A 13,737-nucleotide genomic window follows, 5' to 3' on the forward strand; every position below is an offset into this window, starting at 1 on the left:
CGGCAAATGGACCGCTTTGTCTGCCCTTTACGGTGTATAAGACTGGTTCCACCGCTTGCGGCGGAAACGGAAACTTGTATCCAGCCCGCCGCACTACAGCCCAGGCCATTGTTGATCCGATACACCCGGGCTTTTTCATTGATGCAAACCCGCACGTGCGCGCTCCGCATCGATTGCTTGCAGGTCTTCTTCGCAGTGGAGTTCGCATCGCTGCGTCCACGAACGCCCGTGCATGAATCTACGTTTGCTCGACAGCAGCGTATCGACGATGCGATCATTTGATAGCGACGACCTTGTCGGGAAGATGCCACGCGACGGAGCGTGCGCCCGTCGCGGCATCGGCACGGCCTGCTGCGGCCGACGCTGCAGATTTTTGCGTCATCGACGCGAGGAGCGGCGCGCCTCCAAAATCCTGTCACGGCAGGAGCAGCCCTGGCGACGCGGCATTGGCGCCAAGCCCGTGCGTCCTTTTGGCAATTTTTTCTTGCCAATGAAATATGCAAGGATCATCCTGCATTTCGGACAGTACGCAGCAGAGACCGGCTTGGCCCGTAAGGCAGGAGACTGCTTTGGATTCAGCCCCTCGTTCTCCGAATGGTTTTTTGTCCTCGCTGACCGCGGACGATTTTGAATTGATTCGCCCGCACCTGCGTGCCACGGACCTCAGTCCGGAGACGGTCCTGGTCGAAGTCGACGAAACGCTCAAGCGCGCATATCTTCCGCACAAGGGCGTTATCTCGCTGGTCGTGAATCTGGCGCGCGGCGAGCATGTCCAGGTCGCGATGATCGGCCGCGACAGCATTTTCGGTGCATTCGCTGCGCTTGGCGACGCGGTTGCGCTCAACAGCGCCGTGGTGATGGTGCCCGGCGCCGCCTCGACGATCGATCTCGACCAGCTTCGTTTTGCCGCAGATCAGAGCACAACGTTGCGCACCGCGCTGGTGCGGCACGGCCTCGCCGTCTATGCGCAGATCCAGCAGACTGCAGGCTGCAACGCCTCGCACACGGTGGAATCGCGGCTGGCGCGATGCCTGTTGCACACGCGCGACCTCTCCGGCAGCGACAAGATCGTCCTAACCCAGGAAGCGATGGCCCAGATGATCGGTGCGCGCCGCAACAGCGTTTCGCTGGTGGCCAACACCCTGCAGCAGGCTAACTTCATCCACTACAGCCGCGGGCATATCGAAATCACCAACGTGGACGGCCTGATCAAGACGTCCTGCGAGTGCTACGGGACGGTCAAGGCGCAGTACACGAGGCTGCTGCATCCGCGCACCCACAGCGTAGCCGCATGACCGCTTTCCGCGATCGACGACGGCCGCAGCCCGATCTGTGATACGCATCGCGATACCGTTGCGCGCGATGATTGAGCCATTCCCGCGATACCTCACCGTATTACTACGGCCAATGGCGCCCCTGCGGCTCTCAGCGGGCTTCGAATTAACGCGCTGTTCAACGAGCCCTGATAGTCGTCACGGTGCTGACGGGTGCGGGTTCGAGAAAAGGCAATCGAGACTCTTTCGCGTGCAACGCGCATTCACCTGTGTTCGGCGGCATGTTGCTTGCGCGGAGTACGAACATGGCTTTTGACCTGTCGATGCCGATCCTGGTGGTCGATGACTACAGCACCATGATCCGCATCATCCGTAACCTTCTCAAGCAGCTCGGATTCGAGAATGTCGACGAGGCCAGCGATGGATCGGCCGCGCTCGCCAAGATGCAGACCAAGCGATACGGCCTCGTGATCTCCGACTGGAACATGGAGCCGATGACCGGTTACGACCTGCTCAAGGAAGTCCGCGCCAGCCCTGAATTTTCCAAGACGCCTTTCATCATGATCACGGCGGAATCCAAGACCGAAAACGTCATCGCCGCGAAGAAGGCCGGCGTCAACAATTACATTGTGAAGCCGTTCAACGCCGCGACGCTGAAGACCAAGATGGAAGCGGTATTCCCGGACGCCGCCGGCTGACATCGTCCCGAAAGGCGCCGCCAACCGCAAGGCCGCGCCTGCCTCCGGTCATCCTCCTCGACGCCCGATGCGACGACATGCATGCGGCGCTCCTCGCGAGAATTGCTTTCAACAACCGGACCGGCTTGGCCCGCGCCGCGGATGCGCGGGCTGGCCGTACTTCTACGGTTAGAGATTTTCACCTCCGGATAACGTTGACTGAGGATAGTTGCGTGGATCAAGGGAGTCCCCTCATGTTCACGTTTGAAACGAGCGATCGGAAAGAAGTGCGGCGTTTCCGTATCGCGCAGTTCAATGGCAGAACCGCCACCGTGCGTTCGGGCGGATCGGCAGTCACCGGCCACGTTCGATCCATCGTGGAAAGCAAGTCGAGTGTGCCGGCGGCGTGGACCATCACGATCATCCCGGAAGAGCCGAGGCCGACGGTCTCGATGCGGCCCGCGCCCCGCGGTCGACCCCTCATGGAAGATTTCTGCTGAACGGCAGAACGGGCGATCCTGCGAAGATCGCCGGCATGCCCGCGGCCCCACATCGATAGCTTGACACTGCGCGCTCAGCCGCACATCACAGATATTGCTTCGGGAAGGATCAGGCGGGCTGCAGCAGCGCCTTGCGAACCAGATCCGCGGTATTGCGGGCGCCAAGCTTGCGCATGGCCTCGGCGCGATGGCTCTCAAACGTCCTTGGGCTGATGTTCATGCGCAAGGCGCCCTGCTTGTTGGAGCAACCCTCGCTGATCAGGCTGAGCACCTCGCGCTCGCGCTTGGTCAGCGGCTTCTGGCCGGACTCCGGGGCGAGCACCAGGCCCGGCTTTCGGCTGCCATCCGCCGGCCGACCGGCGTGCCCCTCGCCGGCCTGCTTGCAAAGGGCATCGGAGACCGCCGCTGGATGACTGTCCGATATCTGCTTCACCAGAGCGCAGACACGTTCGGTTTGCTGAAGCGCGTTCTCCACCACCTGCTGCAGATAGAGCCGGGTGCCGGGGGTCTGCGAAAACTGATGGCTGTGCTGCTTGATCTCATTCATGTAGAGCAGCAACGCCGTCAGCGGCCCGTTCAACTGCCGGGCAATCGCCGCTCCTGCCTCGTCCGCGGCCCGCGCGCGCGCGACGGACAGTTGGACGATGTCAGGATTCTCGTCGAGAGGCGTGACGCTTTCCATCCACTTCATGAAGTGCGAATCAGAGGCTCGATGGTCTTGTCCTGACATATAACTATTTTATCGGTTTCACCCTTTATCATGGTTAATTTCGCACACGGTAAGAATACGGAGAAAACCGCCGACTCACCCTGATAACCGGCCGAAATTCGCTGAAAGTCGCTCAAAATTGGGAGCGAACTTGACTTTTTTTGACCCAAGCGAACAAATCGCGGTTAAGCATTGCGTCCGTTCTGCTCCGTATTTTCACGGTAGCTGCATTTACTTTGTTAATAGATCACAACCGACTTCCCCGATTTTTCCGACCTCTCGACGCCCCAGATCCGCGCCGGCTCGGGGCGGCCACGTTTCGTCGCGGATGAGCGCAGGCCCTGTCGTGCAGGCGTGAATGGCCTTCATAACCGCGCCGCGAAGCCACTGCTTATGGTCTCCATTTTGATCGATTCCAATTTACAGGCTGCGGCAGCCTCGCAATGATCGAGGCTCAAAATCATCCCGCAACGAATCCAAAAAGGAGACGGCGATGTCGCAAGCAAAGGGATCGTGGATGAGAATGGCCGTGCTGGCCGCTGCCCTGGCGTTCACTCGGGCGTAGCGGCACAGACCGCGCCTGCACCGGCGGAGAATGCGCCGCCGACGGCCGACAACGCCGTGATGCTCACCGTCTTCCTGAAGCACGACCAGTCGCGCCCCTTAAGCGAGCTCAATGCGCAGTTGCAGCGCCAGGGCTACTACAAGGCCTTCCCGCCCGACGGCGTCGAAGTCGTGAGCTGGTACGTCATGATGGGCATCGGGCAGGTGGTGACGCTGCGGCTGCCGGCGTCGCGGCTGCGCGAGGTCAACCGCATCCTCGAGAACACCGCCTGGGGCAGCTATCGCACCGAGTTCTATCCGACCTATGATTACAAGGCGATCGGCGTAGCGGCACACGAAAAGGCGCAGCAGCAATAGGCGTCAGGCCGTCAACAGCGACTTCCGCTTGCGAACCCGCGCGATGGATTGCTCTATCGCCGACGTGGACAGGATTCCGTCGCGCAGGCTTTCACCGATGTACTCGGCGACTGCGGCCATCTCCTGTTCCTGATCGAGCAGGTTGTTGCCGATGCAGAGCATGTCCATGCCCGCTTTGAGCGATTGCAGGCTGGCTTCTGTCGTGCCCAGAGCCTTCTGCAATCCCTGCATCTGCATGTCGTCGGTGATCAGGAGCGAATCCGGAAGGCGCTTGCGCAAGCGACCAAGCCCTGCCGCCGACAGGGTCATCGGGCGTTCCCGATCCCATTGCCTGACGATCGCATGGCTGACCAGCACCGCATCGCCGAACATTTTTGACGCGAGCGAATAGAACAGCTCTTCCTGCTCCGGTGGCAGCGCATCCGAAATATCCATGAACTCCTGATGCGAATCCACCATCGCGCCGCCGATGCCGGGAAAATGCTTGAGGCACAGGCCGACGCGCTGCGCCCGCGCCACCTCGCTCGCCAGCAACGCATTGGCTTCCACCTCGGCGATATCTGCGGAATAGGAACGCTTGATCCTGCCGATATTTGGATTGTCGGGGTTGTAGTCGACGTCGATGACAGGCGCGAAATCATAGTGGATGCCGAGCCGCCGCATCTCGGCAAAGCTCGTGGTGAGGATCGCGCGCTTTCGATCCGGCGCGAGATGGTTGAACTCCTTCGCGCTCGGCAATGGCGCAAAGCCGCGGCCCTCCTTCAACCGCCGCACCAGGCCGCCCTCCTGATCGATGAACACCATCGGCGCAGAAGGAAGCGCTGATATCTCCGCGCAGAGGCGCTGCACCTGCCCCGGTGAATCGATGTTGTTGTCGTATGCTCGCGTCTGGCAGGAATAGTCGAACAGGATCACACCGCCGAGGCCGTAGCGCATCGCGAATTGCTTCAGCCAGTCCGGAACGATCTTGCCGAAGAAGCCGAGGATGAAGAGCTCGCCGATGGGCATGGTGATAGCCTCAACTGTCATGTTTCGGTTTGGCAAACTCCAGCAAATGACCGGACCACGCAATGAGATGTCGGGTCACGCCATCCGAGTGACGTTGATCACATCTTATCGCAACCGGCGCGTCCAGGGTGGAGCATCGCAGGGCGATTTCGCGCTGCATACCCAGGAGACCCCCATGACGAGCATCAAGAAAATCATTCCGGCTGCTATTGCTGCCCTGGCGCTGACCTCGGCGTCTCTGACTTTATCGAGCCAGGCCTTCGCCGGCGGGCACCGGCATGGCCATCACGGGCACGGCCATGGCCACCACGGTCATCACCACGGTCATGGCCATGGCTTTTTTGGGCACGGCCATCACCATCACCACCACCACCGCCCTCACTTCCACGTTTATAACAGCTGCTGGAAGTGGAGCCCCTACGGCCCGATCAATGTCTGCTACCGCTATTGATTCGAGACGAAGAAAAACCTCGCCCGGGCCGAACGCTCGGGCGAGTTTGGCGGAGGAAGCGTGTGAAGCCCGGCATTATCAAACAATCGTGCACGGATCGCCGTTTGAAGTGATTGGGCTCTCGCGCTGCGGTTTTCTAGCTTTGCCATGCGTGGGCTTCCGACAGGCAGCTTCATATCGCCGGTTGATTTGCCCGCGTGTGGCAATCTCGCATGCAGGTCCGGATGACGGCGGGTTCAACGAGATCATGGCTTTGCCGCTCAGGCGCAGTTCTATGCCTCTCGCTTTTATTTCTGTTCGGCGGAGCGCGAGTCATTCGCGCGGATCCTGAAATGGACGCGCACGTTAGAGAGATCGTGACGGAGAACCTTGCTCCGCTGGCGACGGCCGACCATCCAGGCGGCGTCGCGGCGGCCGCTTACGTCGCCGGTCGAATACAGTTCTTCAATTTCGGCTTTGCTGATGAGGCCGAGAAACGGCCCGTCACGTCGGACACGCTGTTCAATGTCGCGTCGGTGCGAAAGCTGTTTGAGGCCACACTGCTCGCGCTCGGCGTGCTCCACGGCGAGTTGAGGTTGGACGACCCCGTCAACAAATTCATCCCCGAATTGCGCGGCGACTATATCAGTCGGGTCACCCTTGGCCAGCTCGCTGCCCACACATCCGGTCTCTTGCTGGCGACAGATCATCCGCCGTGGCCAAACGCCTCGTACTCCCAGGCTGAATTCATCGACATGCTCAACGCCTGGACGCCGCACGCCGGCGAGGAGCCGGGCAAGCAGCGCATCTATACTCACGCGGGTTACGTCCTGCTCCAGCTGGCACTCGAGCGTCGCTATGGTGTTCCGATCCGACAACTTGTCGAAAGCCGTATTTTGACGCCGCTCGGCATGCATTCCACGCTGATGCCGGAACGCGGACGGGACAACCGTGCGATCATGGCTCCGGAACGATTGCAGAAAACCGTCCAGGGTTACTCCGACCAGGGCACGCCGATCGGCGCTCCCGGAAACCAGCAGAGCTATTTCGATTTTCCCGGCACCGGACAGATGTTCTCCACTGCCCGGGACCTCGCCACCTTCATGGCTGCCTGCATCGACGGCAACGCGGCCGACCCGCAGTTGCGCGAGGCCTTGCGAATGACCCAGCGCGAGGCGTTCCATATTGACCAGCAGTTCGGCCAAGCGATGGCCTGGGAAAATATTGCTCTTAGCGGAGTCGACATCGTCGACAAACCGGGCGGCCTCAACAATGCGTCAGCCTATGTAGGCCTGGTGCCGGGGAGAAGGATCGGGTTGCTTCTCCTGGCGAACCGCGGCGAATTTTCTCATGAGATCGGCCGCTATCACATCCTCCCGGCGTTAGCGCGATAGCGGGCTGAGGGTCTCGATCGAGCGGCCCGGAGGGCAGCAGGCCCCTCTGCGCGGCTTGAACGTGGGGCCGCCAGGCCTCGGCGATTGCACGCGCCGCGAATCGGGTTCCGGAGGCAGCAAGCGCATTATGTGACAGGCCGCACATTTGTCCGCGCGCAAGTGAGCTAGGCTTCACTTCACGAGAGGCGCTGTGGGGGGACGTCCCGCGCTAGCCGCTCGACGACTTTCCGGCGTGACACAACAAAGCTGAAAGCGTGTACGATGCAGCGCATCTCCAATTTCCGATCGATTAACCCGTTGGCAACCCGATCATTGCGGCCACGATCTCGTTACGCGATTTCGAAGGCCATGAAACGGACAGTCGTCGTTGTTGCCTGCTGCCTCACTGTGCTGACCGGCCTCCGCACTGCTGCTGCCGACTCCGCGTCCGATCGGGAAATGGCCAATCGCTACGAGCAGGCGGCGCAGGCGGGCGATGACGAGGCGCAGTTCTATCTCGGTGCGCTCTATTCAGCGGGCGTCGGCCGCTCGCGCAGCGACCAGGAAGCATTTCGCTGGTTCTCACGCGCGACCGATCAGGGACATGCCCACGCCATGCTGATCGTTGCCGGCCTCCACGCCAGCGGGCGCGGCACACCGAAGGACAATGTAAAGGCCTATAGCTGGGCCCATATCGTAGCCTCTGCGAGCAAGCTCGACGAGGACCGCAACGGCGCGCGGCAACTGATGTCGCTGCTGATGAAGAAGATGACGAGCGACGAAATCGGCCGTGCTGTGGTGGCCGCAAGAGCCTGGCGCGCCGTCCGGGTCGCCGGCATGATCAGGGATTCGGTCAAGGCTTCGAACAAGGCTTCGATTATCGAAAGAGCTGCAGACGACCAGCCGGACCCACCCGCGATGGCTGCGCCTTCACCGGTACCGGTACCTGCACCCGCGGCCGTGCAGCCAGCGCCCGCAGCCGCGCCGGCGGCGGCGATCGCACAGCCGGCGCCATCCAACGTCACGGTATCGCCGGCATCTCCCAAGGTCACGTCGGCAAGTCCAGCGAAGAGCGCAAGGAGAGACGACGTTCGTGATCTGATGGACCAGGTTCCCACGGGCCTGCGCAAGCGGTTCGGCTTCTGACTCACAGGACGCGCCATGAAATTGAAACATCTCATCGCCACCGGCATTCTGACTATCACTGCGGCAGGGGTCGGCCATTACGCCTATTCCCATTTCCTTCATGCGCCACTGGTGACCACCAGCATTGCGAGCCTCGCGCCGGTTTCCGAAGCCGTTTACGGAACCGGCATCGTCGAGCCCGAGCGCTGGGCCAAGGTGGTGCCGCTGCAGCGCCGCCGGCTGGTCGAGCTGTGCCGATGCGAGGGACAGGTGGTCAAGTCCGGCCAGATCCTCGGCCGCCAGGACGACGCCGAGGAGCGCAGCGCGCTGGACCAGATGGAAATCAATCGGGGCCAGCTCGAGCGCGATCTGGCGCGCGCCGAGAAGGATCGCGACAAGAACGACGCCACGCGCACCGAATACGAGCAGCGCTGGACCAAGCTCGAGGAAGCAAAATCGCGGATCGTCGCGCAGAAGGTGCGGCTCGATTCGATGGTGCTGAGAGCTCCGCTCGACGGCATGGTGCTGCGGCGCGACGGCGAGGTCGGCGAGATCGCCGGCCCCACCGATGTCTTGTTCGTGGTGGGGCCGCCTGCTCCGATGCAGGTCGTTGCCGAGATCAATGAGGAGGAAATCAACCGCCTTGCGGCCGGTCAGAAGGCTTTTCTGCGAAGCGAGGCTTTCCCAGGAAGAGCCCTGCGCGCCGCGGTCTCCCAGATCACGCCCAAGGGCGACCCGACCCGCAAGACCTTCCGTGTCTATCTGCGGCTGCCGCAGGATACGCCGCTGCGGATCGGCATGTCGGTTGAGGTCAACATCATCTTCCGCGAGAAGCAGGCGGCCATGGTCGTGCCGGCAGAAGCCGTTGCGGGCGATGCGGTGCAGATGGTCGATGACGGCCGGGTCAAACGCGTGCCGGTGAAAGTCGGCATCCGCGGCAACCGCAACATCGAGATCATCGGCGACGTATCCAGGGGCACCCCGGTGCTTTCGCCCGCACGCGTGGACCTTGCTGACGGCGCCAGGATTCGCATCGACAACAGCTTGACCAGAGCCGTGGAGCCTGCGCCCGCGAGTGAACCGGCCGACCAGCCCGATGCAGCACCCGCCACTGCCGCTGTAGCCGTGGCGAATACAGGTCGGTCAGACCCCGATGACGCGGTGATTTCGGCAGCCATGACCGCCCACATCGACTCTGTCGTCAACGACGCCCGTCGCAACATGATCAGCAACAGCCGGTAGCCGCCGTGAAGCTTCTGTTCAACATCGCATGGACGCATGTCACCACCCGGGTGCGGCAGACTCTCGTGGGCATGGCGGGCGTATCCATGGGCGTCGGCTTCACCATCATGATGGCCGGCCTGATGCAGGGGTCGCAGATCGACTTCCTGCGGCAGCTCGTCGACACCATGCCGCATGTCACGGTCGAGGATGAGCGGCGGTCCGTGCCGACGCAGCCCGCCGAGCAGGAATATGCAGCGGTGCAAATGGCCGACATCGCCAATGTCGGCAAACGTCCCGGCATCAAATATCCTGAGACGGTGATGGGCTCGCTGCGCTCCTGGATACCCGGCAACGTGGCACCCTCGGTGAAGACCACCGCGATCATCGATCACGGCGGCGCGCGCATCGGTATCACCCTGACCGGCATCGACCCCCGCCGCGAGGTTCATGTCTCGAAACTCGCCTCGCAAATGCGCGAGGGCAAGCTTGACGACCTCTCACGCGCGCCGAACGGCATCATCGTCGGCGAGGCACTGGCCGAGAAACTCGGCGTGAAAGCCGGCAACACCGTCCTCCTGGTCGGCGGCCAGGGTATCCAGTTGAATTCGACGGTGGCCGGGGTGTTTCGCTCCGGCTTGAAGCGCGTCGACGAGAGCCAGATCTATTCGCTGGCCGGGACGGCGCAGGTCATGATGGGACAAAGCGGCGTCGTCAACCAGCTGCGACTGCGGTTGAACGATCCCATGGCGGCGCAAAAGGTCGCGGCCCAGGTCGAGGCGCAGACCGGCTACAAGGCGGTATCCTGGCAGGAAGCCAATGCCGACCTGCTGTCGACCTTCACCGTGCGCGATTTCATCGTGCTCACCGTGATGGGCGCGATGCTGCTGACATCGTCCTTTGCCACCTACAACATCATCTCGACGATCACGCACGAGAAGCGCCAGGATATCGCGATCATGAAATCGGTCGGCATGCGCGAGTATGCGGTGCGACGGATTTTCATCATCGAATCCATCATCATCGGCGTGGTCGGGATCCTGTTCGGATGGGTCCTCGGTTACCTGCTCTGCTATGGCTGGTCGAAGATCACGATCTTCAATCCGCTGACCGGCACGACCGTTCCGCTGCAGATCTACTACTCGGCGATGCACTATCTGGTCGCCGGTGGCATATCCCTGCTCTGCTGCGCCGGCGCGGCCTATTTCCCGGCACGCAAGGCGACGCGGGTTCATCCAGTTGAAATCATCCGGGGAGCGTCATGACCGAAGTTGCTTTGCAGGCGGTGGAGCTGATCCGTCGCATCGAAGGCGATGTTTCACACACCCTCGTCAACGGCATCGATCTTGCGGTGAACAAGGGCGAATTCGTCGCCATTACCGGCCCGTCGGGATCGGGCAAATCGTCCCTGCTTTATCTGTTGGGCCTGCTCGATGCTCCCAGCGAAGGCGAGGTGATGATCTGCGGCCAGCCGACTTCAAAACTGTCGGAATCGGAGCGCGCCGACGTCCGCCTGACCAAATGCGGCTTCGTGTTCCAGTTTCACTTCCTGCTGCCGGAGTTCACCTCGCTCGACAATGTGCTGCTGCCGATGCGCGCCGCGGGCGTGATGGCCGAAGGCGAGATGCGCGAGCGCGGCCTTGCGCTGCTCGGCTCGCTCGGACTTGCCGAGCACGCCAACAAGCGTCCCAACCAACTCTCCGGCGGCCAGCGCCAGCGCGTTGCGATTGCCCGCGCGCTGGCCAACCGCCCCGAGATCATCGTCGCCGACGAGCCGACCGGCGCGCTCGACACCAAATCGACGGAACAGGTGTTCTCGATCCTTCGCGACATCGCCGACAACGGCCAGACCGTGGTCGTGGTGACCCACGACCCGGCGCTCGCCGCCCGCGCCGATCGCCGCATCCACATCGTCGACGGCAAGATCGCCGAGATCACCGCACGGGGTGGAGCCGAGCTGGTTTCACCTTCCATCGCGCCGTGTGAAATCTCGCACGCTTGAATAGGGAGCCGTCGACGAGACGTCGAGGCTGCTGCTCACTTACGCAATCGTCTAGCCTCTGCCGAGCTTCGCTCGGCGGAGAAGCTCTCGGCGTTTTCGGCAAACGCGCCCGCACGAGCGGTGCTGATCTGCGCGCTGTTGCGGCTTTTGTTCATGCTGACATGCGCGAGGCACAGCTGCTGTTGCAGCTGTGCCCCGTTGCGGCATGCACCCAAAGCCTTGGCGTTACAGCAATCCGACCTTGTGCATGATCTCCCGAATCTGAGCCGGATTGGGGTCCATCATTGTTGGCGCAAGTGTCGCGCCCATCGTTTGTGCCGGACCGCGCGCGATGTGGCTCGCACCGTTTTGCATCGGATGGACGGACTGCGGTGCCGTTGCACCGGCCGGAACCATGCTCGGTGCATCGACTTGCGCCAGTCCCAGCAGACGACGGAGAGTGTCCAGCGAGGGATCGGCTCCAGGCGCGGCGGCGCCCGGGGCGACGCCCGTTTCGAGGCCAAGCGCCCGCATCGCGTTCGGCAGTCCGGCGCCTGTACGGTTTGGATCACCGAATTGCAGCGGCGTCGCCGTCTCCTTCAGGATCTGGAACAGCCGTTCCACACGGCGACCGTCGCGATTCTGGAACGCCCCCTTGAAGTCCGGGTGATGCGCCAGCACAAGCGCGGCCAGGCCTGTGACGTGCGGCGTCGCCATCGAGGTGCCGTCCCATGCGCCGAAGCCGTCCGCTGGAAGCGACGAGATGATGCCAACGCCGGGCGCGCAGACGTCGATCTCCGGCCCGAAGCAACTGAACTTTGCCGGAAAATATCCGTCGCGGCTCCGGAAACCATCCAACGCTTGCTGCGCATGGTAGCTGTCCTCGGGGAATTCGCCCCATTTGCCCATCGCGGCAACCGCCAGACAATGCGGTGTCGAAGCCGGAAATTGTACCGGCCCCGAGGAATTCCCGGCAGCGATGATACAGGCCATACCCAATTGTTTGGCCCGAACGATACGATCCTCGATGATCTTCGAAGGCTCGCCACCACCCAGGCTCATGTTGGCGACGTCGATGCCCTGCTCCATGCAGTAATCGAGCGCCTGGACGAGATCGCTGAACCGACCGCCGGGGAAGATCCGGCAGACATGGATCTCCGCCGCGGGCGCGAAGCCGCGGATGCCGCCTCCACCGGGAACCGGCCCGCCGGCGATGATTCCGGCGCAATGCGAGCCGTGGCCGATCGTATCGACGGTCCAGGCCGTTTTATCATTGCCGACGATGCTGGCGCCGCGGGTTACGCCACGCAGATTGCGATGGGTTGGCGCCGCGCCGGAATCGATCACCGCGATTTTCACGCCGGCGCCATCATAGCCCGGGGGCACGCGATCAAGACCCATCGCGCGCTCACCCCACCCCATCAACTGCCGGCCGGGGAAGTCGCGCAGTGACGCAGCGAGGGCTCTCACGACAATCCGGTTGACACTATTGGGAACGAGCTGCGGGCGATCGAGCCAGAAAGTCCAGTAGTCGACCTTGGCTTTGACGAGGATCGAGCGGATGGTATCCGGCCTTTCGCCTTGAATGGTCAGCGTGACACGGCCGGCGGCATCGGTGACACCCTGGGTCGGCCACATGCTGCCGAACACATAGACTTCGGCGTCCGGCAGCGGACCGGTCTGGCCCAACACCTCGATCGTCGCCGAGAAGCCGTCAGCCAACGGCGTGAGTACCCCGGGATTTGGCATTTGCGGTGTGGTTGGGTCGAGCATGTAGCTCAGCCGCTCATCGCGCTCCACCGCAAGACGCGTTCCCGCCTGGGTCTGCAACAGCTTGGCCTTGTCGGGAGCCATGCGGGCGAGCACCAGCGGACTGAGCGGCGCTTGTCCAAGCTCCGCGCTCTGAAATCCGAACAGGCGCGGCGGCTGCACCGTCTTCAGCACCTCGATGTCAGGACTATTGGTGAGCTGCTGGGTCACAAAATCGGCACTGAAGGTCGCAACCCCGCTTTGCTGCTGCGGCGCGATCATGAATTGCGCCGGGCGCGGTGCGATTGTTGCGGCCTCATGCCCCGACGGAGGCGTTGCCGTAGCTCCACCATTTGTCGCCGATGCTGCCGACGCTGGCGCTTGCTCCGAATGCGCGCCGCCGTCGCTTGCTACCGTTTCATCATGATCACTGTGGCCCGGAGTTCCTGATTTGCTTCTTGCGGCCATATGCGGCCTCCTTAATGGTTTGCGAGTTATGGGCTTGCCCACCAAAATCAATCGGGGTCGAATTGCTTCAGCGTTGAGTTCGGCTCCACCACGATGGTGGTGAACGCCGATTTGAGGCGATTGGCCTGCGTGTTCGTCATGGAAAGAATGACGACGTCGGGCGCAATTTGCGCGACCCGTCTGACGCCGGGTTCGCGCTTCAAGTAATCGGCAAACTGACCGGATTTGACCGGCTCGCCTTGCACGATGAATTCCTGCGGCGAGTTTGAATCCGCCATCTAGGCTCCATTCACATCTGCTG

At 62.2% G+C, this 13,737-nt stretch carries 15 protein-coding genes; 11 read left to right on the forward strand and 4 right to left on the reverse strand.

What is annotated here, in order from left to right:
• Nucleotides 1–232: 232 nt before the first annotated feature.
• The 4 genes from ACH79_RS43765 to ACH79_RS09275 all read left to right on the forward strand — a co-directional run bounded on the left by ACH79_RS43765 (nt 233) and on the right by ACH79_RS09275 (nt 2,451).
• Nucleotides 233–631: a hypothetical protein gene (locus tag ACH79_RS43765; RefSeq protein ID WP_246738792.1), complete on the forward strand. Its 399-nt coding sequence runs from the start codon at nt 233–235 to the stop codon at nt 629–631.
• A gap of 1 nt (nt 632) precedes the next feature.
• On the forward strand, nt 633–1,295 hold the full coding sequence (locus ACH79_RS09265; protein WP_371419379.1) for a Crp/Fnr family transcriptional regulator: 663 nt from the start codon (nt 633–635) through the stop codon (nt 1,293–1,295).
• A gap of 284 nt (nt 1,296–1,579) precedes the next feature.
• Entirely contained in the window at nt 1,580–1,972 is a 393-nt protein-coding gene (locus ACH79_RS09270; RefSeq protein ID WP_057838002.1) for a response regulator, read from the forward strand.
• A gap of 233 nt (nt 1,973–2,205) precedes the next feature.
• Nucleotides 2,206–2,451, forward strand: coding sequence for a hypothetical protein (locus ACH79_RS09275; protein ID WP_161850750.1), 246 nt, complete (start codon nt 2,206–2,208; stop codon nt 2,449–2,451).
• 109 nt (nt 2,452–2,560) lie between these two features.
• Here ACH79_RS09275 and ACH79_RS09280 read toward each other — a convergent pair whose 3' ends face one another.
• Entirely contained in the window at nt 2,561–3,181 is a 621-nt protein-coding gene (locus ACH79_RS09280; RefSeq protein WP_161850751.1) for a response regulator transcription factor, read from the reverse strand.
• 492 nt (nt 3,182–3,673) lie between these two features.
• Here ACH79_RS09280 and ACH79_RS09285 point away from each other — a divergent pair, with 492 nt between their 5' ends.
• Nucleotides 3,674–4,081, forward strand: coding sequence for a hypothetical protein (locus tag ACH79_RS09285; protein ID WP_202639206.1), 408 nt, complete (start codon nt 3,674–3,676; stop codon nt 4,079–4,081).
• A gap of 3 nt (nt 4,082–4,084) precedes the next feature.
• Here the strand turns inward: ACH79_RS09285 and ACH79_RS09290 are convergent, their stop codons facing one another.
• Nucleotides 4,085–5,110: a glycoside hydrolase family 3 N-terminal domain-containing protein gene (locus ACH79_RS09290; protein WP_246738484.1), complete on the reverse strand. Its 1,026-nt coding sequence runs from the start codon at nt 5,108–5,110 to the stop codon at nt 4,085–4,087.
• A 154-nt stretch (nt 5,111–5,264) separates the two neighbouring features.
• Between ACH79_RS09290 and ACH79_RS42910 the strand changes: the two genes are divergently transcribed.
• The 6 genes from ACH79_RS42910 (at nt 5,265) to ACH79_RS09320 (ending at nt 11,240) form a co-directional block, all read left to right on the forward strand.
• The gene (locus tag ACH79_RS42910) at nt 5,265–5,540 is read left to right on the forward strand and encodes a hypothetical protein (protein ID WP_202639207.1); all 276 of its coding nucleotides are present in this window, start codon (nt 5,265–5,267) and stop codon (nt 5,538–5,540) included.
• A 332-nt stretch (nt 5,541–5,872) separates the two neighbouring features.
• The gene (locus ACH79_RS09300) at nt 5,873–6,913 is read left to right on the forward strand and encodes a serine hydrolase (RefSeq protein ID WP_161850752.1); all 1,041 of its coding nucleotides are present in this window, start codon (nt 5,873–5,875) and stop codon (nt 6,911–6,913) included.
• A gap of 348 nt (nt 6,914–7,261) precedes the next feature.
• Complete coding sequence (locus ACH79_RS09305; RefSeq protein ID WP_161850753.1) at nt 7,262–8,038, forward strand: tetratricopeptide repeat protein; 777 nt, start codon at nt 7,262–7,264, stop codon at nt 8,036–8,038.
• 15 nt (nt 8,039–8,053) lie between these two features.
• Nucleotides 8,054–9,259, forward strand: coding sequence for an efflux RND transporter periplasmic adaptor subunit (locus ACH79_RS09310; protein ID WP_161850754.1), 1,206 nt, complete (start codon nt 8,054–8,056; stop codon nt 9,257–9,259).
• Nucleotides 9,260–9,264: 5 nt separating this feature from the next.
• Complete coding sequence (locus tag ACH79_RS09315) at nt 9,265–10,503, forward strand: ABC transporter permease (RefSeq protein WP_161850755.1); 1,239 nt, start codon at nt 9,265–9,267, stop codon at nt 10,501–10,503.
• On the forward strand, nt 10,500–11,240 hold the full coding sequence (locus ACH79_RS09320; RefSeq protein WP_161850756.1) for an ABC transporter ATP-binding protein: 741 nt from the start codon (nt 10,500–10,502) through the stop codon (nt 11,238–11,240). The genes ACH79_RS09315 and ACH79_RS09320 overlap by 4 nt, the downstream gene beginning before the upstream one ends.
• 225 nt (nt 11,241–11,465) lie before the next feature.
• Here the strand turns inward: ACH79_RS09320 and ACH79_RS09325 are convergent, their stop codons facing one another.
• Both ACH79_RS09325 and ACH79_RS09330 read right to left on the reverse strand, forming a co-directional pair.
• Nucleotides 11,466–13,250: a S8 family serine peptidase gene (locus tag ACH79_RS09325; RefSeq protein ID WP_161850757.1), complete on the reverse strand. Its 1,785-nt coding sequence runs from the start codon at nt 13,248–13,250 to the stop codon at nt 11,466–11,468.
• 233 nt (nt 13,251–13,483) lie between these two features.
• A complete protein-coding gene (locus ACH79_RS09330; protein ID WP_161850758.1) occupies nt 13,484–13,714 on the reverse strand; it encodes a hypothetical protein in 231 nt (76 codons plus the stop codon).
• Nucleotides 13,715–13,737: the final 23 nt, after the last annotated feature.

This window comes from Bradyrhizobium sp. CCBAU 051011 (assembly GCF_009930815.1).
Taxonomy (GTDB): domain Bacteria; phylum Pseudomonadota; class Alphaproteobacteria; order Rhizobiales; family Xanthobacteraceae; genus Bradyrhizobium.

What these genes read in the sequence shown, in the direction of transcription:
- ACH79_RS43765 (WP_246738792.1), top strand. Translation starts at nt 233, where the DNA reads ATGAATCTACGTTTGCTCGACAGCAGCGTATCGACGATGCGATCATTT.
- ACH79_RS09280 (WP_161850751.1), bottom strand. Translation starts at nt 3,181, where the DNA reads ATGTCAGGACAAGACCATCGAGCCTCTGATTCGCACTTCATGAAGTGG.
- ACH79_RS09325 (WP_161850757.1), bottom strand. Translation starts at nt 13,250, where the DNA reads ATGATCGCGCCGCAGCAGCAAAGCGGGGTTGCGACCTTCAGTGCCGAT.
- ACH79_RS09305 (WP_161850753.1), top strand. Translation starts at nt 7,262, where the DNA reads ATGAAACGGACAGTCGTCGTTGTTGCCTGCTGCCTCACTGTGCTGACC.
- ACH79_RS09290 (WP_246738484.1), bottom strand. Translation starts at nt 5,110, where the DNA reads ATGACAGTTGAGGCTATCACCATGCCCATCGGCGAGCTCTTCATCCTC.
- ACH79_RS09320 (WP_161850756.1), top strand. Translation starts at nt 10,500, where the DNA reads ATGACCGAAGTTGCTTTGCAGGCGGTGGAGCTGATCCGTCGCATCGAA.
- ACH79_RS09275 (WP_161850750.1), top strand. Translation starts at nt 2,206, where the DNA reads ATGTTCACGTTTGAAACGAGCGATCGGAAAGAAGTGCGGCGTTTCCGT.
- ACH79_RS09300 (WP_161850752.1), top strand. Translation starts at nt 5,873, where the DNA reads ATGGACGCGCACGTTAGAGAGATCGTGACGGAGAACCTTGCTCCGCTG.
- ACH79_RS09310 (WP_161850754.1), top strand. Translation starts at nt 8,054, where the DNA reads ATGAAATTGAAACATCTCATCGCCACCGGCATTCTGACTATCACTGCG.
- ACH79_RS42910 (WP_202639207.1), top strand. Translation starts at nt 5,265, where the DNA reads ATGACGAGCATCAAGAAAATCATTCCGGCTGCTATTGCTGCCCTGGCG.
- ACH79_RS09330 (WP_161850758.1), bottom strand. Translation starts at nt 13,714, where the DNA reads ATGGCGGATTCAAACTCGCCGCAGGAATTCATCGTGCAAGGCGAGCCG.
- ACH79_RS09270 (WP_057838002.1), top strand. Translation starts at nt 1,580, where the DNA reads ATGGCTTTTGACCTGTCGATGCCGATCCTGGTGGTCGATGACTACAGC.